Origin of the sequence: Paeniglutamicibacter psychrophenolicus (genome assembly GCF_030812255.1) — a bacterium.
Taxonomy (GTDB): domain Bacteria; phylum Actinomycetota; class Actinomycetes; order Actinomycetales; family Micrococcaceae; genus Paeniglutamicibacter; species Paeniglutamicibacter psychrophenolicus_A.
In genome coordinates, this window is record NZ_JAUSSH010000022.1 from 22,716 (window position 1) to 40,743 (window position 18,028).

General features: G+C 63.6%; 12 protein-coding genes and 1 pseudogene. 5 read left to right on the forward strand and 8 right to left on the reverse strand.

Annotated elements, in window-relative coordinates:
* Positions 1-205 precede the first annotated feature (205 nt).
* Positions 206-1,537, forward strand: coding sequence for an ammonium transporter (locus J2T21_RS20000; RefSeq protein WP_307583893.1), 1,332 nt, complete (start codon positions 206-208; stop codon positions 1,535-1,537).
* Positions 1,534-1,872 (forward strand): P-II family nitrogen regulator, encoded by a 339-nt coding sequence (locus J2T21_RS20005; RefSeq protein WP_209907510.1) that lies wholly within the window; start codon positions 1,534-1,536, stop codon positions 1,870-1,872. The genes J2T21_RS20000 and J2T21_RS20005 overlap by 4 nt, the downstream gene beginning before the upstream one ends.
* Positions 1,873-1,966: 94 nt before the next feature.
* Here the strand turns inward: J2T21_RS20005 and J2T21_RS20010 are convergent, their stop codons facing one another.
* Together J2T21_RS20010 and J2T21_RS20015 are read right to left on the reverse strand one after the other, a co-directional pair.
* Positions 1,967-3,220: a CDP-glycerol glycerophosphotransferase family protein gene (locus tag J2T21_RS20010; RefSeq protein WP_307583894.1), complete on the reverse strand. Its 1,254-nt coding sequence runs from the start codon at positions 3,218-3,220 to the stop codon at positions 1,967-1,969.
* A 247-nt stretch (positions 3,221-3,467) separates the two neighbouring features.
* On the reverse strand, positions 3,468-5,312 hold the full coding sequence (locus tag J2T21_RS20015; protein WP_307583895.1) for a glycosyltransferase: 1,845 nt from the start codon (positions 5,310-5,312) through the stop codon (positions 3,468-3,470).
* Positions 5,313-6,139: 827 nt separating this feature from the next.
* On the opposite strand from J2T21_RS20015, the pseudogene J2T21_RS20020 reads away from it, so the two are divergent.
* The 3 genes and pseudogenes from J2T21_RS20020 to J2T21_RS20030 all read left to right on the forward strand — a co-directional run.
* Positions 6,140-7,136 (forward strand): annotated as a pseudogene (locus J2T21_RS20020) (ISAs1 family transposase); the annotation flags it as partial.
* Positions 7,137-7,348: 212 nt separating this feature from the next.
* Positions 7,349-8,212 (forward strand): hypothetical protein, encoded by an 864-nt coding sequence (locus tag J2T21_RS20025; RefSeq protein ID WP_307583896.1) that lies wholly within the window; start codon positions 7,349-7,351, stop codon positions 8,210-8,212.
* A gap of 794 nt (positions 8,213-9,006) precedes the next feature.
* Positions 9,007-10,395 carry a hypothetical protein gene (locus J2T21_RS20030; protein ID WP_307583897.1) on the forward strand — a complete coding sequence of 463 codons (1,389 nt, stop codon included), beginning with the start codon at positions 9,007-9,009 and terminating at the stop codon, positions 10,393-10,395.
* 239 nt (positions 10,396-10,634) lie between these two features.
* On the opposite strand, the gene J2T21_RS20035 is transcribed toward J2T21_RS20030, so the two are convergent.
* From J2T21_RS20035 to J2T21_RS20060, 6 genes are all read right to left on the reverse strand, one after another.
* The gene (locus J2T21_RS20035; protein WP_307583898.1) at positions 10,635-11,645 is read right to left on the reverse strand and encodes an NAD-dependent epimerase/dehydratase family protein; all 1,011 of its coding nucleotides are present in this window, start codon (positions 11,643-11,645) and stop codon (positions 10,635-10,637) included.
* A complete protein-coding gene (locus tag J2T21_RS20040; RefSeq protein WP_373458082.1) occupies positions 11,642-14,230 on the reverse strand; it encodes an alpha/beta fold hydrolase in 2,589 nt (862 codons plus the stop codon). The genes J2T21_RS20035 and J2T21_RS20040 overlap by 4 nt, the downstream gene beginning before the upstream one ends.
* On the reverse strand, positions 14,227-15,252 hold the full coding sequence (locus tag J2T21_RS20045; protein WP_307583899.1) for a 3-oxoacyl-ACP synthase III: 1,026 nt from the start codon (positions 15,250-15,252) through the stop codon (positions 14,227-14,229). The genes J2T21_RS20040 and J2T21_RS20045 overlap by 4 nt, the downstream gene beginning before the upstream one ends.
* 313 nt (positions 15,253-15,565) lie before the next feature.
* Positions 15,566-16,324, reverse strand: coding sequence for a hypothetical protein (locus J2T21_RS20050; RefSeq protein ID WP_307583900.1), 759 nt, complete (start codon positions 16,322-16,324; stop codon positions 15,566-15,568).
* Positions 16,325-16,422: 98 nt separating this feature from the next.
* Positions 16,423-17,193, reverse strand: coding sequence for a hypothetical protein (locus tag J2T21_RS20055; RefSeq protein ID WP_307583902.1), 771 nt, complete (start codon positions 17,191-17,193; stop codon positions 16,423-16,425).
* Between the two features lie 69 nt (positions 17,194-17,262).
* Positions 17,263-17,976: a hypothetical protein gene (locus J2T21_RS20060; RefSeq protein ID WP_307583903.1), complete on the reverse strand. Its 714-nt coding sequence runs from the start codon at positions 17,974-17,976 to the stop codon at positions 17,263-17,265.
* Positions 17,977-18,028: the final 52 nt, after the last annotated feature.

Consider the following 18,028-nt stretch of genomic DNA (forward strand, 5'->3'; position numbering starts at 1 on the left):
AAGGCGGCCACGCAAAAAGCGTGGCCGCCTTTGTCATGCCACCAAGACCCGGAAACAAGCACGCAATGTGCCAGACACGAGCCTTTTACTTCAAGGCCGATTCGGTAACCACCGCGAAACGGTTGGTCGAATCGCACGTAACACCGCCAAGGAATTCTTGAATCAGGCGAGAAAGACTCGCGAGCGATTCAGGGAGGCGTTAGACATGGAGCTAACAACGACTCAGGTGTGGATGATGGTGTGTGCCGCGCTCGTCCTGCTGATGACCCCGGCACTGGCATTCTTCTACGGCGGAATGACCCGGGCCAAAAGCGTACTGAACATGATGATGATGAGCTTTTCGGCCATCGCCCTGGTCACCGTGGTGTGGGTGCTCTGGGGAAACTCCATGTCGGGCGGCGGCGCAAACATTGGCGGCTTGTTCGGAAACCCCGCTGACGGGTTCGGGATGGGATCGATGCTCGGCACCGACGGCTTCATTGCCGCCGGTTACGGAGCGACCTTCGCGATCATCACCGTTGCGCTGATTTCCGGGGCCGTGGCAGACCGCGCAAAATTCAGCGCTTGGATGGTCTTTGTTCCCGTCTGGGTGACCGTGGTCTACGCACCGATCGCCTTCTGGGTCTGGGGCGGCGGCATCCTCGGAGCCGATGGCGCCATCGGCTCGGTGGTGGGCGAAGCCATTGACTTCGCCGGAGGCACCGTGGTGCACATCAACGCCGGCGTTGCCGGATTGATCTTGGCGCTCATCCTTGGCAAGCGCCGCGGATTCGGGAAAGATCCGAGCCAGCGTCCTCACAACATCCCCTTCGTCATGCTTGGTGCGGCACTTCTTTGGTTCGGATGGTTCGGGTTCAACGGCGGCGCCGCCAGCACCGCTGAGGAAGCAGGGTTGATCTGGGTGAACACCCTGGCAGCCCCCGCTGCAGCATTGCTGGGCTGGATCCTGGTCGAGCGCCTTCGCGATGGCCACAGCACGTCCTTGGGCGCTGCCTCCGGTATCGTGGCCGGTCTGGTGGCCATCACCCCGGCCTGCGCCAACATCACTCCGGTTGCCGCCATTGGATTGGGCATCGTTGCCGGCGTCGCCTCGGCCCTGGCCGTGGGGTTGAAGTACCGCTGGGGCTACGACGATTCACTTGACGTGGTGGGTGTGCACCTGGTCTCCGGCATCATTGGAACCGTGGCGCTGGGATTCATTGCCCTTCCCGTTGACGGGGTGGGTGGCGGACTCTTCTACGGCGGCGGGTTCGGGCAGCTCTGGGCACAGATTGTTGCCTGCCTGGTGGTCATGTCCTTCACCGCCATCATGACAGCCATCATCGGCCTTGCCATTCACAAGACCATGGGCTTCCGCATCACCACCGAGCACGAAATCGCCGGAATCGACCTGATGCAGCACGCCGAGACCGGCTACGAGTTCGGTGGCTTGGGCACCGGCGGGACCTTCGTCCCGCACCCGGCCACCTCGGCACACCTGAAGTCCACCGCCGCCGACAAGGATGCGGATCGAGTCAAGGAAGAGGTCAACGCATGAAACTCGTGACAGCCATCATCCGGCCCGAAAAGACCGACCAGATCCGGGAGGCACTCGAGTCCTACGGAGTCCAGGGCATGACCATCAGCCAAGCCAGCGGTTACGGTCGGCAGCGCGGACACACGCAGGTCTACCGGGGCGCCGAATACACGGTCGACCTCCTTCCCAAGGTCCGCCTCGAAATCCTGGTGGAGGAGGACTCCTGCGACGACATCCTGGATGTCTTGATCTCCACCGCAAACACCGGCAGCGCCGGTGACGGGAAGATCTGGGTCACCCACGTGGAGGAAGTGATCAGGGTTCGAACCGGGGAGCGCGGCATGGCCGCGGTGTAGCCCGACCAATACGAGAATGCGGGTTGGTCCATTCTGAATGAATGGACCAACCCGCATTACTACGTGTCGGCTTATTTGAACGGTGCGGAGCGTGTCAGTCGTCGTCCCCGGAGTCCACGGCGCTGGCGTGCTGCTCGTATGACTGCAGCTGCTGTTCCCGGCCCTTGATCAGCGTGTCGATCGCCGCGATGAAGTCCGTTGTTGAGGAGTCTCGCTGACGATCCCCAAAATAGAACGCACGCATCTGCAGGCGTTCCTCACTCGGAGCCGCGTTGAGATGCGTGGCCATTGAGGCCAGCAAGGAATCTTGGGTTGAATCGCTGATCACCGGGCATGCCCTGCTGACGGGAACTTCCCGATTCAGCTTCTCCAAATTGTTTCGCCGATCGGTAAGAATCAACGGCTTCTCTGGGTGTAGATACAGGAAATCCAGGCCCACGCTCGAAACATCGGTGACCAATGCGTCAATGTCTTCGAAGAGCGCCAGGATGTTCTGGGCTTCAGCGATCACGTGTTGGGCGCCGGCGGTGTTGTGTTCCTCAAGGATTTCATTGATCCGCGTGTGTGCACTTGCGACTGCGGCTGTCGTTGACGTCAGGATGCGTGGATGGGGCTTGTAGATGACTCGCGTGTCCGGGAGGGCCACCAATGCCTCGATGATGCTCTCGCCAAAGAGATCCATTGAGGTGTAGTTGTTTGCATCGTTCTCACCCTCCCACGTGGGCGCATACATTACGGTCCTGCCGGTGAATGCGGGAAGTTCGGACTCAAAACGCGAGTCCAACTGTGGCCTGCCAACGCTGAGAAGTTTGTCCAGGTCGAAATCCAGTAGGACCGCCTTGTGGCGTTCAATGGCGGCCGGGCCGGCAACAAAGATCTTGTCGTAGGCCTTCGCCTGGTTCGAGACCATGGAAAGTTTGTCGCTCTCACCATGGTTGACATGGACGTGCACCGGTCTTGAGGCGCTCAGGGACTGGAAGTTCGCCATACCGTTGTTGACGTAGAGGCAAAGCTTGAAGTCATTGAAGTCGTAGAAGTTCACGAGGTCGTCCAAACGGCGGACGTAGATCTTGGGAAGGTCGGTCAACTTCCTGAAATGGCGCATTGTGGGCACCTTCCGGAAGACGAGTACGACGCGGTGGAGCTCGTGGAGCTTTTCCAAGGTGGGGATCCACTGTTCAAGTTGGTAGGCCTTGTTGACCACGTCGCTGAAGTAAACAACTATGTCTCCGGCCACTGGAATATGGTCCAATTCGTGATTGGCAACGGTCGCCGTGCCCAGGCCAAGCCATCGTCTGGTCTTGAGGCCCGGTTTGGAGCTGATCGCTGCCTTGAGCTGTTGGCTCAACCAATCCTTCATCGTGCCGGTCACCTGCTTCCGTCATTTCATGCCCGTTCTCCGGCCGGCATGACGGCCGGCGAGAAGCGGGAAACCCGATATGTTCGTTGCCCTTAAAGCTGGCAGTGCAACCTGTGTGCTTGATGAGGATTAGCTTGATGGAACCAATCTTCCGGCACGCAAGCGCGTATTGATAGGGCGGGGCTGTTGGCCGCGGTCCACGGATCCTGGTGCACGAGGACGGGGATTCCTCTCGCTATTTGAAGCTCAGGTTTCCGTAGGCCGTGAAATAGGGCACAGAAGCCGGTTTGGGCGTGGCACCGAGGCGTATGGTGCGTGTCAGACCGCCAACGTCAAGGACGGCGTTGATGTCCAACGCATCGGATCCCGGAAGCTGGGCGCGCAAGGAGGCGGGAATCCTGAAACCGTAGATGCCGTCCGATTCGTTGTACGGTTCGAACGTCGTTCCTTGGCTGGCGTCGGTTCCCCGTTCGGTGACAACGAGCGTGAGGCCCCCAAGCTGCCCGGAGCCGGTGTTGACGGCGACCTCCAGGTCGGTGTCACCGTCCGCATGGAAGCGCAGCCCGGCCAGCCGGACCGTGGCAGCCGCGAGGACCTCGCGGTCTTTCTTGTTCAACCGGGCCATCTTGAGGGCGTCCTTCCATTGGGTGAAGATTTGCTCGCTGCTGTATTGCCTGGCCGATTCAAACGCCCGGGCAGACATCCCGGCGCACAGCGGATCGTCAGTCAGGAGCCGTCCCAAGGCCATGGCCGCGGCTTCCTGGTCGCCAAACGGGACCAGGAACCCGTTGCGTCCATCCTGTACGACATCCCTGGGGCCGAAGTCCACGTCATAGGCGACCGGTACGCAGCCGTGGGCCTGGGCTTCAAGGATGGCCAGCGACTGGCCCTCGAACCTGCTGCACAGCAGCAGGACGCGTGCCCTGGACAGTCGCCGGGCCACGTCGTGGACGTGCCCGTGGAAGTTCACCAGATGCCCAATGCCGAGCCGATTGACTTGTTCTTCCAGGACCGGGCGTTGGTCCCCGTCTCCGATCAGGTCCAGGTGGACGGGAACGTTCGCTGTGGCCACGGCGTTGACGATGTCAATGACCGCGCCGATGTTCTTGCCCTTGGTGAACCGCCCCACGTGGACCACCGTGCCGGGGCTCCGGTCCTCGAAGGACGGCAACGTTTCCGGCCCGTCCACGGGGTTGCTGATGACCACGGTGTTGGAGCTGTCGCCGAACCTCTGCACAAAGGCGGTGCGCTGTGATTCGGTCAGGAAGGTGATCCCGTCCCAGGCGTCGCGGTTGTCGATGATCTTCCGGTGGGCGGGCGACAGCTTCCCGGTGAGCGTGTCTTGCCCGGCGGCGACATGCGTGCTGTGGAAGTTGACGAACTTCAGTGCCGTGGGGTGCTGCCAGGCAAAGAGGAACCCGGCCGAGAACTTGCTGTCAATGATCACATCGGCATTGCTGCGGTCCACCAATTCGGTGAGCCAATGTCGGTAGAGCCGTGCGGCACTGGTGAATTCGAATTGGACGCTGCCATCGGCGGCCAGCAGCTGCAGCGTCCTGACTGCTTCGTCGGGATCGTGCGGCGAAGGGAGCATGGCATCGACCAGGTACACGCTGCCGTCTCGCCGGTGGTATTCACGCTTGGACAACTTGTCGTTGCCGGGGAAAGCGTAAACAGTGCAGTACAGCGACCCGTCAACCGACCGATCGAGCCGCGTGGCCCCTTTCCAGGGAATCCCGGTGCCGCGCAACTTCAACTCTGGGCCTGTTGCCGTTGCCGGCGCCTGCTCGGCGTAGTACTCGTGGAGATTAAGCAGCGGAACCCCGGAGTGGAGCTTTCCGTTGGCCGTCAGAGTCGTGCGAATTTCGTCGAGCCCGGGGTTTGCGTCGAAGGTCACCACTGCGCTGGGAACGCCGCGCTCGTGGAAGAGCCCGGCACGCTTCAAGCACATGGCGGTCATGCCGCCGAAACCCAGTTCGACCGCCCACGTGACCATGAGCACCGACCTTGGTGTCTGGTGGGTTTGTGCCGGCTGGCTGACCACGCGGCCCGAAGGCCCTGACGCTTCATCGGTTGGCATCGAAAGGCTCTCCTTGGGTCGGCGAATCGGCTTCGGGGCCTCGTCTTGGTCCACCTTAACGCCTGATCCTTGACGCTACCCGCATACGGGAGCTCCAGTTGAAACTGAGTCGAAGGCCAACGGAGGCGGCTGTTGTTGGTTGCCGCGTAGTGATCGGGCAGGTGCTGATCATGGCACGGATAGCCGTCACCGCTGTTAGCCGTGGCCACGGGCATAGACGGGAAGTCAACGCTACGTCCGGCGAAAGGGAGCTGAGTTTCCAGGCGTGTTTTCTCACGCTCGGGCTGCTTCGTATCAGGTAGCGGGGGAGACGCATTTGCCGGTAGGGGACAAATGCCTAGGACCAACTGGAACTGTCGGCCTTTCACGAGCGCGGGCGAGCTGTCGAGGATGCTCCGGTTCGGTCCAACGTTAGAGAGCCGGATGGAAAAGACAAAAGCGGAGCCTCTGCAAGTTGGTGAACACCGATGAAAGCTTTTGGCCATTGGCCCACTACGATCGCGAGAGCCGGAAACAGGACGACGAATGCCACCGAGCGCAACGTGCTGCCCAGGGCGATTGCAAAGTCGTGAACGAGCCCATGAGTCTTAAAATATGAGACAAACCGGTCCCAGCTTTTAAAGTGCAGGAACTCCCGGTAAGCATGTGAATATCAGCCCACATGTTTCACCAAGAGTTCCTCCGTGCAATCTTCCCACCTGCAGGCCATTGTTGACCAATTTTCCGTTCCCGAGCCTGTTGTCCTCGATCCGGCCAGCGTGCTGGCGGCACTGTCGGTTCTTCCGGATCCCCGCGCGCGGCGCGGGGTCCGCCACCAATTCGCGCACATGGTGCTGATCATGCTTTGCTCGGTTCTCGCCGCCTCAAAGACGCTGGTGGAAATGGCCGAGTGGGCCGCCGACACCGCCCGGACCGAGCTGGCCGCCTGCGGGATCGGAACCCCGCACGCGACCACCTTGGCCCGGGTGCTGGAACGCCTGGATTCCGATGCGTTTGACCTGCTGGCCGGTGACTGGACCCAAGGCCTGGGACGGTCGGTGGCCTTTGCCGTGGACGGGAATGAAATGCGCGGGGCGAAGAACGGCCAAGGAAGCAGGGTCCACCTGCTGTCGGCGATCGACCAGGACACCCACGCGGTGCTGGGACAGGTTGCTGTCGGGGAGAAAAGCAACGAGATCCCGCAGTTCCCGGTATTCATGGACCATTTCCCGTCGCTGCCCGGGGTGGTCGTCACCGCCGACGCGATGCACACCCAGACGGGCCACGCCCGTTACCTCGCCGAATGCGCAGGCGCACTACATCTTCACCGTGAAAGCGAACCAGCCCACGCTGCTCGAGCAGCTTTCCACCATCCCGTGGGGCCGTGTTCCCGACGGGGACAAAAGCACGGCGAAGGCAAACGGGCGGCAGAACATCCGCACCGTCAAATGCGCCACTCTGAGCCCGGGCATCAGGTTTCCCCACGCCCTGCAGGCCCTGCGGATCACCCGCAGGTCCCGGCCGATCGGCACCGGGAAATGGCACCTGGAAACCGTCTACGCGGTGACCTCGCTGCCGACCTACCAGGCGAGCCCGGGGCAGCTGGCGGGTTGGGTCCGCGGCCACTGGGGCATCGAAAACGGCCTGCACTGGCGTCGGGACGTCCTTTTCCAAGAGGACGCGCACCAGGCCAGAAACGGCCAAACGCCCAGGGCGTTGGCCATACTGAGAAACATCGCCATCACCCTGCTCAAGAACCGGGGCCACAGGAACCTCGCCAAGGCCACCCGCCACCTGCGGAACCACCCCGGCAGGATCCTCGAAATGATCGGATTCAGCTCAGACTGAGGACTTTGCAGACGCCCTGACGTGCTGCCAGGGGTTTCGTGGAACCGGGAAGGCGCCCCGGGATATGCCGCCAGATGCGCCCAGGCTGATCCTTTTATCAGCCTGACCTGCAAAGATCCTGTGACGTCACCTGTTCACAGTTGGTTCAACCGACGGTTCCTGAAACTATTACTTTCAATGGAATTTCCATTTCGAACTTTAGGAATCCGATGTTGAAGACCAAAGCACCTTTCCGTTTGCTGGGCATGGCAATAGCTGGAGCGTTGCTGCTCACATCCTGCGCAGCTGTTGCAGGAACCCCGGCCCCGAATAACGCATCGGCCTCAGCGTCTGCCGAAAAAACAAAATCCCCCATTGAACTCGTCCGTGAGGCGGACCCGGATCGGATCGGTCCGGGCCTGGCGTACAGCGAGCTCAGCAAGAATGCTGCGGGACCATACGTCCGGATTGGTGTCGACAAGGATTCCGCATTGGGCAAATTCGACAATGCCCGGTGGACGGCAACTGGCAAGAACTGGACCGAGGCGGACCTGGCCCAGGGGCAACTTGCGGCGGTTGACTTCGTCTACGCTGAACTCTTTTCCGGCACCACGGTTGGCGGAAATACTTCAGACGTAAAAGCGCAAGTGACGCGCATGACCAAGCTCTTTGGCAAGGACGCACGGAAGGCGGGAATTGAAGAGCAGCTGAACGGGTTGTTTGAGCAGCCCGTGTCGAAAAACATGGTCGTGGCCTGGACCGATCCTGCCACCAATAATTTCCAGGGCTACGACTTCTACCAGTCCAAGGACTCCTCGCGATTCATGAACCCCCAGGTAACGATCGCCAAAGCCAGTGCCTACGATGAGGGATCGACCGTGGATTCCCAAAAGGCCGGAATCGATGGGGCCACTGTCACCGTCGTCGCCAAGTTCGATTGGAAATTCTCCAAAGGCAAGAAGCGGTTCCTCAAGCCCACCGAGATCGAATACGACGTCTACCTCATCAAGACCGATGAAGGGGTCAGGATCCACGGAGTAGGCCTTCAGCGTGGCGAAATCGGTGCAGCACCCGAGGAAAGCACCAAATTCTAGGGCTGCCGCAACGCCAGCCACGGCCGGGCCCACCATGGGCCGGAAGGGGGCAGGCCTTGTCGGCCGGGCTCCTTGCCGCTTTGAAGCGGGGTCTGGTGTCGAGTGGTGATAAGCCGGATGCAGATTTCACCTGCAGTCGATTGCGTGTTCCAGGAGGTAGCTGAGCAAGCAGCGTTGCGTAGCTGATGTTTTGAAAGGGGCTCGCGATTGTGGTTCACAGCTTCCAAGTTCCAACGTCACGCGCGCGGCATGGCCCGGACACGGTTTGGTTCGTCAGATGTGACAATCTCGGGAAGACTTTCCCGCCGACTGCTGGCCCGCTCATCGCGGATGAAAGGCCATAAATGGCGGACATTCCTTGGCAACTTCGATGTCTTGCATGTCGCGGTGGGAGCGGCGGGACCCGGAAGAGGCCACCGAACCTGTCGTGGTGAGCTGGGGTGAACCTGGTTGCCGAGGTGGCCCGGCCGGTGCACGGGGTCATGAAGGACCCCCCCGAGATTCCGTGGAAGCATCGCAATTTGTGTTCACGACTAATTCTCAGTCCCACCCTTTGGGATTCGCCATGGACCGCGGTGCTCCTTGTGGAGCCGGGATTTGGACAGGCGGGATCAAACGCTGGGAGTTCCCTGGAAAGGGTGAATGTCGTGCCTGTCCAACGCCAAAATATGAGGTAGATTCCTTTCGGCGCTGTAATGCGCATTCGCTCGCACTCTTTTCTAATTTCTGGGGGAAACTTGAACCGTCTGAGACCAATTGCTGCCGCGGTTGCAGCTGTATTTGCACTGGGGCTCGTGAGCGCAACACCTGCCGCTGCCGCCGCGCCGCCGCCGGCCGGGTGCAAGTTCGAGTTCAGCGACACCCTGTACTGTCCTACCGCGACAGACAAGATCACCGATCTGAGCAAATACAGCTCGGTCAAGTACCTGACCCTTGGGGATGGATTCGACTACTCGTACTGGTCCGGATATGCCAAAACCAAGTCGACCATCACTCGCCTGCCCAAGCTGCCGCCGAAGTTGGAGTCGCTCACCGTCATCTCGAACAAATTCACGAACCTCTCAAACATCACCAGTGCACCACTGTTGGTTGATCTCGATATTCGAAGCACGAACGTCTTTCCTTCGCTTGCTCCCGCGGCCAAGCTGACACGGCTCAAGTCCTTCAACTACGACGGGGCAGGCAACGCCAATCTTTCGCCGCTGGCCAAGATCAAGGCGCTGCGTTCGGTGGAAGTGAGTGCGATGTCGAATCGCACATCTCCCAAAATCACTGTGGGTTCCTACCAAAACGTGGGGTCCATTGTCGGCATCAATGGCAAGAAGCTCAAGCCGATATCCGTTCGAAACACCGGCGTGGTCTTCGGCGGGGGAAAGAACAAAAAGCCCGTCATCGGCAGCGACGCTCGCGTCAAGCTCGGCCAAGTTGGATTCTACGAGGTGGATTGGAAGACATCCTCCAAGCCAACGGGATTCGCACACCTGAACAAATACAAGGTCGAGGGCCTGAAATCCATTACCGGGTATGACTACGTTCCCTGGAAGACCAACAAGAAGCTTTTTGCCTGGATTGGCGGCGACATGGTTGTCGGGAATGAACTTTGGGCCAACATGTCCGGGACAGGCAAGAAGAGCGGGAACGGGAGCTCTCCGTATTTCCTGGAAGGATTCCAGTGGATGCGCAACGGCAAAGCCATCAAGGGCGCCACGGAGCGAAACTACACACTCAGAAACGCTGACGCCGGCAAGAAGATCAGCGTCAAGGTCACCGACAAGGTCGGTGACATCCAACTGATGAACGTTTCGGGCCAGGGCTGGTACCCGGTCTCCAAGGTCCTGAAGTCCAACAAGGTTGTGCTGAAGTCAATCAAGAACACGAAATACCCCACCATCAAGGGCTCCCCGCGTGTTGGTAAGAAAATCATGTCAACCAAGGGCAGTTGGACCGGTTCTCCGACCAAGTTCAAGTACCAGTGGTACCGCTCCAACATGACGATCAACCACGCCATGAAGGGCAACTGGTTCTACTCGGTCAAGCCCATCAAGGGTGCCACCAAATCCACCTATGTCCCGACTAAGGCAGACAACGGTCGCAGGCTCCAACTGAAGGTCACCGCCACGCGAAAAGGCTCGAAGACAGCCTCCGAAACGAGCCATTTCACGGACTTCGTTTACAGGCCGTGAGCTGACTGACGAACGCAGATGCCTCCGGGCGGAGCAGGACACAAAGTCCAACTCCGCGCGGAGGCATTTTGCTTTTCGAGATGCTTAAAGCACAACACAGTCCTGAACAACAGCTGCCGCTTTGGGATCGCACCGGAGGCGCGCCAGCGCAACCAGAAATGAAACCGTCCCCCGCTGGAATCAAACGAAGGGCAAAGGCCGTTTGGTGCTCAAGGGTTCTGCCCCGCGCTGGTTTCCGGTCAGCTGCCGCCATAGTAGGCGGCAAGTCGTTCCAATCCCTCGTCAAGGCTTACCGTCGGAGTCCAGTCCAGCACCTCGCGAGTTTCGCGCTGGTCGAACCAGTGCGCGGTGGAGAGCTGTTCGGCCAGGAACTTGGTCATGGGCGGTTCGTCGTGCACCAGGTTCCGGGACCCGGCCGCGAGCCACAACCGCTCAATGACCGAGCCCGCGCCGCGCGCAAGCCAGCCCGGGACGCTCATCCGCGGTGCCGGCACGCCGCCAGCCCGGCAGATCCCGGAGATCAGCTCGCCCACGGGGCGGGGCTCGCCGTTGGTGACCACCAGGGCGCGCCCGTGGGCGTGTTCCATGCGCTCGAGACCGCGCACGATGGCACCGGCGGCATTGTCGATGTAGGTGGTGTCTATCAGCGCGGCACCGTGGTCCAGCAACGGAAGCCTGCCGTCCCGGGCCCGCTCGATCACGCGTTCCACCAGCTGGGTGTCGCCCGGACCCCAGACCACGTGCGGCCTGATGGCCGTCACCCGGAAACCCGGTGCGTCCTGGGCCAGCGCGTTGTGCTCGGCGGCTGCCTTTGACCGGGCGTAGTTCCCGCGGGCCCGGTCTGGATCGGCAACCCCGGCCCCGGCTCCGGCCAGCGGCTCGCCGAAGTGGGCGACCGAGGGGGAGGAGACAAACACGAAGTCCCTGGCTCCGGCGTCCTTGGCCGCTTCGAGCAGGGTTTTGGTTCCGGTGATGTTGGTGGCCACGAAGTCGTGCCAGGAACCGGTGAAGGAGACCTTGGCCGCCAGGTGGATGACCGCGTTCATGCCGTGCACGGCAAGCCGGACCGCGGCAGGGTCGGTCAACGAGCCGAGCACCTCGTCCGTGGCTGCCGTGGAGGCCCGGCGCTGGAAGGTGCGCACGTGGTGCCCCTTGGCCCGCAGCAGCGCGGCCACGGCCCCGCCGAGCAGCCCGCTGGCCCCGGTGACCAGCACGCGGCGCTGGGACTCGAGATTCAGCTCGCTGCTCATGGGTTGCGGATCCTTCCGCCAGCTAACGTGGTGGTGGCCCATGCGGCCAGTGCGGCCCGGTCGATCTTGGAATTGTGCCGGATATCGGTGGGCAGCACCGGGACCACCATCACCGCGGAGACCTTGGTCCCGGTGCGGGCGACCGCGGCACGCACGGCCTGGGCCAGTGCCTCGGGTGCGGGGGCCGCGTGACGGGCCGGCGGCACAGCTTCCATGACCACCACGGAGGCCTGGGTCCCCGTTGGGCCCACTCCGACCAGTGCGGCACGTCCCGCGCCGGTCACGGATTCGGCGGCCTGCTCGGCCGCCACCGGGGTCTTGGGCCCGGTGGGGGTGTTGAGCACGTGGCCCAGCCGTCCCTCGACCCAGAGGCGTCCGGCGTCATCGAGGTGTCCCACGTCCCCGGTGCGGTGCCAGCCGGGGATCGAGGTGCTGAGCTGTTCGGTGATCCAGAGCCTGTCGTAGCGGTCCTTCACGTGCGGGGCACGGACCAGGATCTCACCGGTGAGGTTGGGCGTTGTTTCCGGCGTGTCGCCCGCTTTCCCGCTTGCGTCCAGGGGCGCAATGGCAACCTGCGCCCCGGCGACCGGGGTGCCCACGCAGACCCCGTTGCCCGATCCGGCGGCACGGATGGACTCCAGGTCGATGTCGGTGACCGGAAGGGCCTCGGTCATGCCGTAGGGGGTGTGTACCCGGGCATTGGGGACCAGGTGTTGGACCTTGGCGAGCAAGGGCTCGGGGATCGGGGCCCCGGCCGAAAGCATCAGCGAGATGCCTTCCAGGACAAGGCGCTGGGATGCGTCCAAGGAATCCCGGGTTTCCAGGACATTGGCCAGGGCCGCGGGGGAGGCAAACACCGTGGTGGCATCCACGGCGGCGGCGGCATCCGCCAGGGCGCCGGCGGTGAGCGTGCGCGGTGCGGTGACATCCATGTCCGGGGTCACCGAGGTGGCACCCAGGGCCGGGCCCAGCAGCGCGAACGGGGCGAACCCGGCCACCAGTGCCGAGCCGGCCTTCAGGTCGTAGGTCTCGCGCAGGGTGTCCCGCATCGCGGCCAGCTGCCGGTGGGTGTACACCACGCCCTTGGCCGGTCCGGTGGAGCCGGAGGTGAAGAGCACCGCGGCGTCCGCGTCCGGGTCCGCCGGGGTGAAGTCCGTGAGCGTTGGTGTTGCGTGGTTTCCCGCCTCGAGCAGCTCCGGGATGGTGTGTGCCACGCCGAGCAGCTTGCGCTTGGCGCTTGGCATGTCCTCGACGGCGATCCGGGTCCCGGGCCAGCCCAGGAACCTGGCGCCGGTCAGCGCCCGGTCGATTCCAATGAGGTAGCTCGGTCCCGCGCCGCGGATGGCCCGTCCCAGTCCCTGGGTGCCAAGTCCGGCGTCGGCCACGACAATGACCGCGCCCAGGCGCAGGCAGGCATAGATCAGCGAGGTCAGCTCGATGCCCGGGGGCACCAGCAGGTTCACCCGGTCCCCTGGCTTGACCCCGATCCCGGCCAGGCCGCCGGCCAATGCGTTGACCCGTTGGCCCAGCTGCGACCAGGACAGGGACCTCGGAGGGTTGATGTCAACGACCGCGGTGCTGTCGTCCTCGGTGCGCTCGTCGAGCTCGGCCAGCATCGGCCGGTAGGCGGCCAGGGCCTCGGCCCGGTGGGCGGTTTTCGACTCCGTGTTGTGGCCAAGGAAGTCAAAGACCGGGGTGGCGATGTCGCGGTCCTCGGGCAGCAGGTGGCCGGCTCCCTCGAAACGGTGGACCGCGGCGTGGGGGAGCCGGCCCACCAGATCGCGCAGGTAGCGATCGGAGAACACCGGGTCCTTCGGGCCCCAGAGCAGCAGGGCAGGGACCTTCAGGGATTTGATGCCCTCGGCGATTGCTTCGAGCGCGGGCCGGCTGGGGTGGTCCTCGGTGAAGGGGATGTCGGCCACGAAGTTGCCGACCCCGGTGCGCCGGTTGGCGTTGGTGTAGGGGGCCATGAAGGCCTTCCGGACCTCCGGCTTCAGGGCCGGGTGGGCCAGCGAGTGTGTGGTGCGCAGGAACGCATCGGTGGATTTGGTTCCCCAGCCGTGCACCGCCGGGTGGGAAGCCAGGCGCAGGGCGGCGGGCAGCTCGAAACCGGCCGGGTGAACCGCGGTGTTGGTGAGCACCACGTTGGCCAGCTGCTCCCGGTGTGCCAAGGCCCAGCCCAGGGAGATGAGTCCTCCCCAGTCGTGTCCCACCGTGGTGACCGGGCCGGTGATCCCCAGCGTGGTGGTCAGGTCGTCGAGGTCGTTGACCCGGTCCGCGAGCCGGCGGAACACGCCGGTGCGGGCGGAAAATCCCATGTCCAGCTGGTCCACTGCCACCACGCGCCAGGGCAGTTCGTGGGCGGAGACGTGGTTCAACAGGCCGCGCCAGAGGTAGGACCAGGTGGGGTTGCCGTGCACGCACAGCAGGGTGCCCACCGGTTCGATGCCCTGGTCCCTGAGCTCGGAGTCGTTGTCCAGCAGGTGCCACTGGTGGCTGGTGCCCGGTGCATCCACGACCGAGGTGGAGGGAACCTGGACGCGGCGGGAGTACCTGCGATCGACGCCGGGGAAGATCTCGGTCACCAGGCAAGCTCCATCATGGCGGTGTTCAGGCCCGAGCCGACACCCATGCACAGCACCCGGTCACCGGGCTTCAACGTCTTGGCTTCCTGGGAAAGCGTCATCGGCAGCGAAGCCGGCCCGACATTGCCCCACTTGGGGAACGTGATCGGCACCCGGTCCCGGACCAGGCCCACGGCCTTGATGATGGCATTGGTGTAGGAATTGGATACCTGGTGGGTCACGTAGCGATCCATTGACCGCCAGTTCCAGCCCGCTTGGTGCGCCTCGTCCCAGGCGTTGACCACCAATTCCAGTCCGTTGTCCAGCAGCCCCTTGGTGTCGGTGTACATGCCGTTCAGGCCGCCCACACACAGTTCGTGGTGTTCGGTCCCGGCGCGCGAGACGCCGCCCACGATCCGGTGGGCGCCGGGATGCGCGTCGGCCGGGCCGATCACCGCGGCGGCGGCACCCGAGCCCAGAGTCAGGGTGGCGAACTGGTTCAGGTAGTCCTCGCGGGTCGAATCCTCGGCGTTGAGCCGGGCAAAGGTGGTTTCCTGGGTGGTCTGGGCGTCCTCGCCGGCCACCACCAGCGCGTACTTGATCTGCCCGGAGTCGATCATGTTCGCGGCCAGGGTCATGCCGTTGACAAAGCCCAGGCAGGCATTGGTGATGTCAAAGTTCATCGCCGAGGAAGGCAGGCCGAGATCGTTGTGCACCTTCGAGGCAACCGAGGGCTCGAGGTTGCGCCGGGTCACCGAGGTGTTGATCAGCAGGCCGATCTGGCCCGCCTCGATGCCGGCCTGGGCCATGGCCTTTCCGCCGGCCTCCACCGCTGCGTCGTCGAAGCTGGTGCCCTCGGACCACCAACGGCGTTCCACGACACCGGAGACGCGTTCCAGCAGTTTCTTGGACAGGCGCAACCGCTTGAGGCTGGGGGCCAGGCGTTCGTCGAATTCGGCCGAACTCAGGACCCTGGGGGCCTGCACGCTGGTGACGGCCAAAAGGGCCGCGTTTTCGTGCCTAAACGTTGCATTGCCGTTCAAAATCTAGCCTTTGTGTCGGGGCTGTCGTGCCGGTGCCGGCCGCGCAGAATATGGTCGTCGGGGTCATCGGGGAATCCAACGATAAAGGTTGTCCTCCTCCTACCGTATTCCCTGCCGGTCCCTGCGCCACACACGGGCGCGCCCTTTGTTGTATGCGGTGCGCAACGGAAGGGGCCTCCCTGTGGCCGGGAGGCATGCGCAATCAGGCCGGAATCCGGGGGCTGGAATCAGCAGTTCCTTCGCGGGAAGGCCGGTGCCGGTTTCCCTAAGAGCCAAGCGCAAAGCGGGCCAGGCCGCAAGGAACTGCGGGCGGCTAAGCGGCAGGCAACGAGCCCCGCGCAAGGAATAGGGCACCCACCGCCATGGCCACCGCCGCGGCTGCGGTCGACACCGCCATCACCGTCTCGGCCCACCGGGCGTCATAGGCCTTGAGCGCAATCAGTGGCGAGATCACGTAGATGGCCGCGAGGTAGCCCGCGAAGCCGGTGCCGAGCAGGAACAGGCATGCGGCGCCGGCGGCCGGCAGCCTGACGCGCCACAGGGCAGCAAGGATCAGCGGAGACACCACCCCGGCCACGAGCACGCCCCAGGACAGCCCCGTGGCATCCGGCATCCCGGACGCGGCTCCGGCGAGGCCGGAAATGAGCGCATGGGACCCGATCACGGCGAAGGAGGCCGCGAAGAGGACGGCAAGCAGTGCCTCGCATGTGGCAGCGGCGATCCCGACGATCCTGAGGTGGTCCACCGTTGGATCCGGCAGGAACATGACGCCGGCGGCCATGGCCAGGACCCCGATCGCCTGCAGCAGCATGGCGAGACCGAACAGCTGCGCGGTCGTGCCCAGCGGGACCCAGTTCTCCACGGGGAAGTAGTAGTCGTAGCGGTGGTTTTCGATCAACAGGCCCCTGGGCCCACGGGCGCCGGCGGGGACCACCCAGCGCTGCAGGACCGCGACCAGCTGCACGAGGCAGGAGACCAGGAACAGGGCGGCGGCAATGGACAGCCACAGGATCCTGGCCCTGCGAAAACGCAGGGCTTTGAGGCCCGTTCCCAATGGCTTGCTGCCCGACATGGCCCAACCGTAGCAACGTGCCCGCACGAGTCAATGGTTGCGCTGGTTTCCGCCGCCGGGCGAGGCTGGCCGGGGCCCGGATCAATCCGGTTCGGACACTATGCGGGCTCCACGCGGGCGGCCGCGCGCCGAACCACGTCCCTGGCGCCGAAGGCCGCGGCCACCGCCGCGGCGGCGGTGGATGCGGCGACAACCGTCTCGGTGAAGCGCGCGGTGTCGTGGGACATGCCAAAGAAGAGCGGTGCCACCATGTAGGTGGCCAAGAGGTAGCCCGCCATGGTCGATCCGATCAGGAACACGCACGCAACCCCGGCCGCCGGCAACCTGTTTCCCCAGAACAGGGCCAAGGCCACCAGCCCCACCAGCGCGACCAAGAGCATCGGCCAGAACACCCCCGGTCCGATCTCCAGCCCGGTAGGCGTCCCGTTGAGCCCGGCGACCAAGACCAATCCGCCATGGAGCGTGAAGGCGGCCGCCACCAGGAGCACCAAAACGACTTCGACCACGGCGATGCCAACGGTGGCGGCCCGGCCGAACACCTTTGACGCGGCCGGCAGCAGCATGACCGCCAGCGCCATCGCGAGCAGGCCGAGCACCTGGATGAGCAAACTCGCTCCGAGGAGCTGGGCGGCGTTGCCGATGGGCTCCCAGCCCTCAAACGGCAGGAAGTAGTCATAGGCGTGGTCTTCGACCGAGCGGTCAGTCGTCCCCCGGGTGCCGCTGAAGGTGACCCAGCGCTGCAACGAGGCGATCAGCTGCAGCGTAAAGGACACCAGGAGCAGCACCGTGGCGGCGAGCATGAATAGGAACGATGTCTTGCGGAAGCGCACTTCCCGGGCATACCCACCGGTTTCGTTTAACCCCAACATGGCCCAACCGTAGCAATGTGCCTGCAGGAGTCAATGGTTGCCCGGGCAGCCGGCCAAGGTCCCCGGTGCTCAGTCGGTAGGGCTGGCCCTGCGCACCTGCGAACCGACTGCGAAAAGCATCGAGATGCCGGCCGCGGCTGTGGTTGCAATGACCACCATTTCGGCGACCGGGAAGAACCCGTCGCCGGCAAACATGAAGAGCAGGGGCGTGATGACGATGGAGGCCACGAAATCGCCCAGCACGGTGGAGCCGAGCAGGAACAGGCACCCGATCATGGCCGGCAGCGAGCTGCCCCGCCACCAGATGGCCGCGGCCACCAGGCCGACCAAGGAGAGAAGAAATATCATCCGCACCGGCAACTCTGGATCCATCATGAGGGTCTGGATGCCGGTGGAACCCTGGTCCCCGGCGAGCATTGCGTGGATTCCGAATGAGACGGCCACGAGGACCACTGCCACCGACCCGGCAACCACTGCCTTGCGTTTTTGCGCCACCCGCGGCAGTGCCAGCACCCCCGCGGCCATCGCCAGCATCCCGAGCACCTTGAGCCAGTTGGCCACACTGTACAGCCGAGCCGTGGCGGCGAACGGATCCTGAGGGTCGACCCCCGGCCCGTCGCCGGACAGCTCGCCGTTGAAGACCTCCCAGCCCTGGATCGAGGCCCGCTGCTGTATGACGGCCGAGGCGAGAAACAGTAGGGCGGCTCCGATCAGGAGCGTGAACGAAGAAGTGCGGAAGCCGACGCTCCGCGTGACCCGGGACGAATCGTTGACGGCCGACATGGCCCCACCCTAGCCAGCGCACCGCCGAAGTCAATGGCAGTGGACCTGCGCC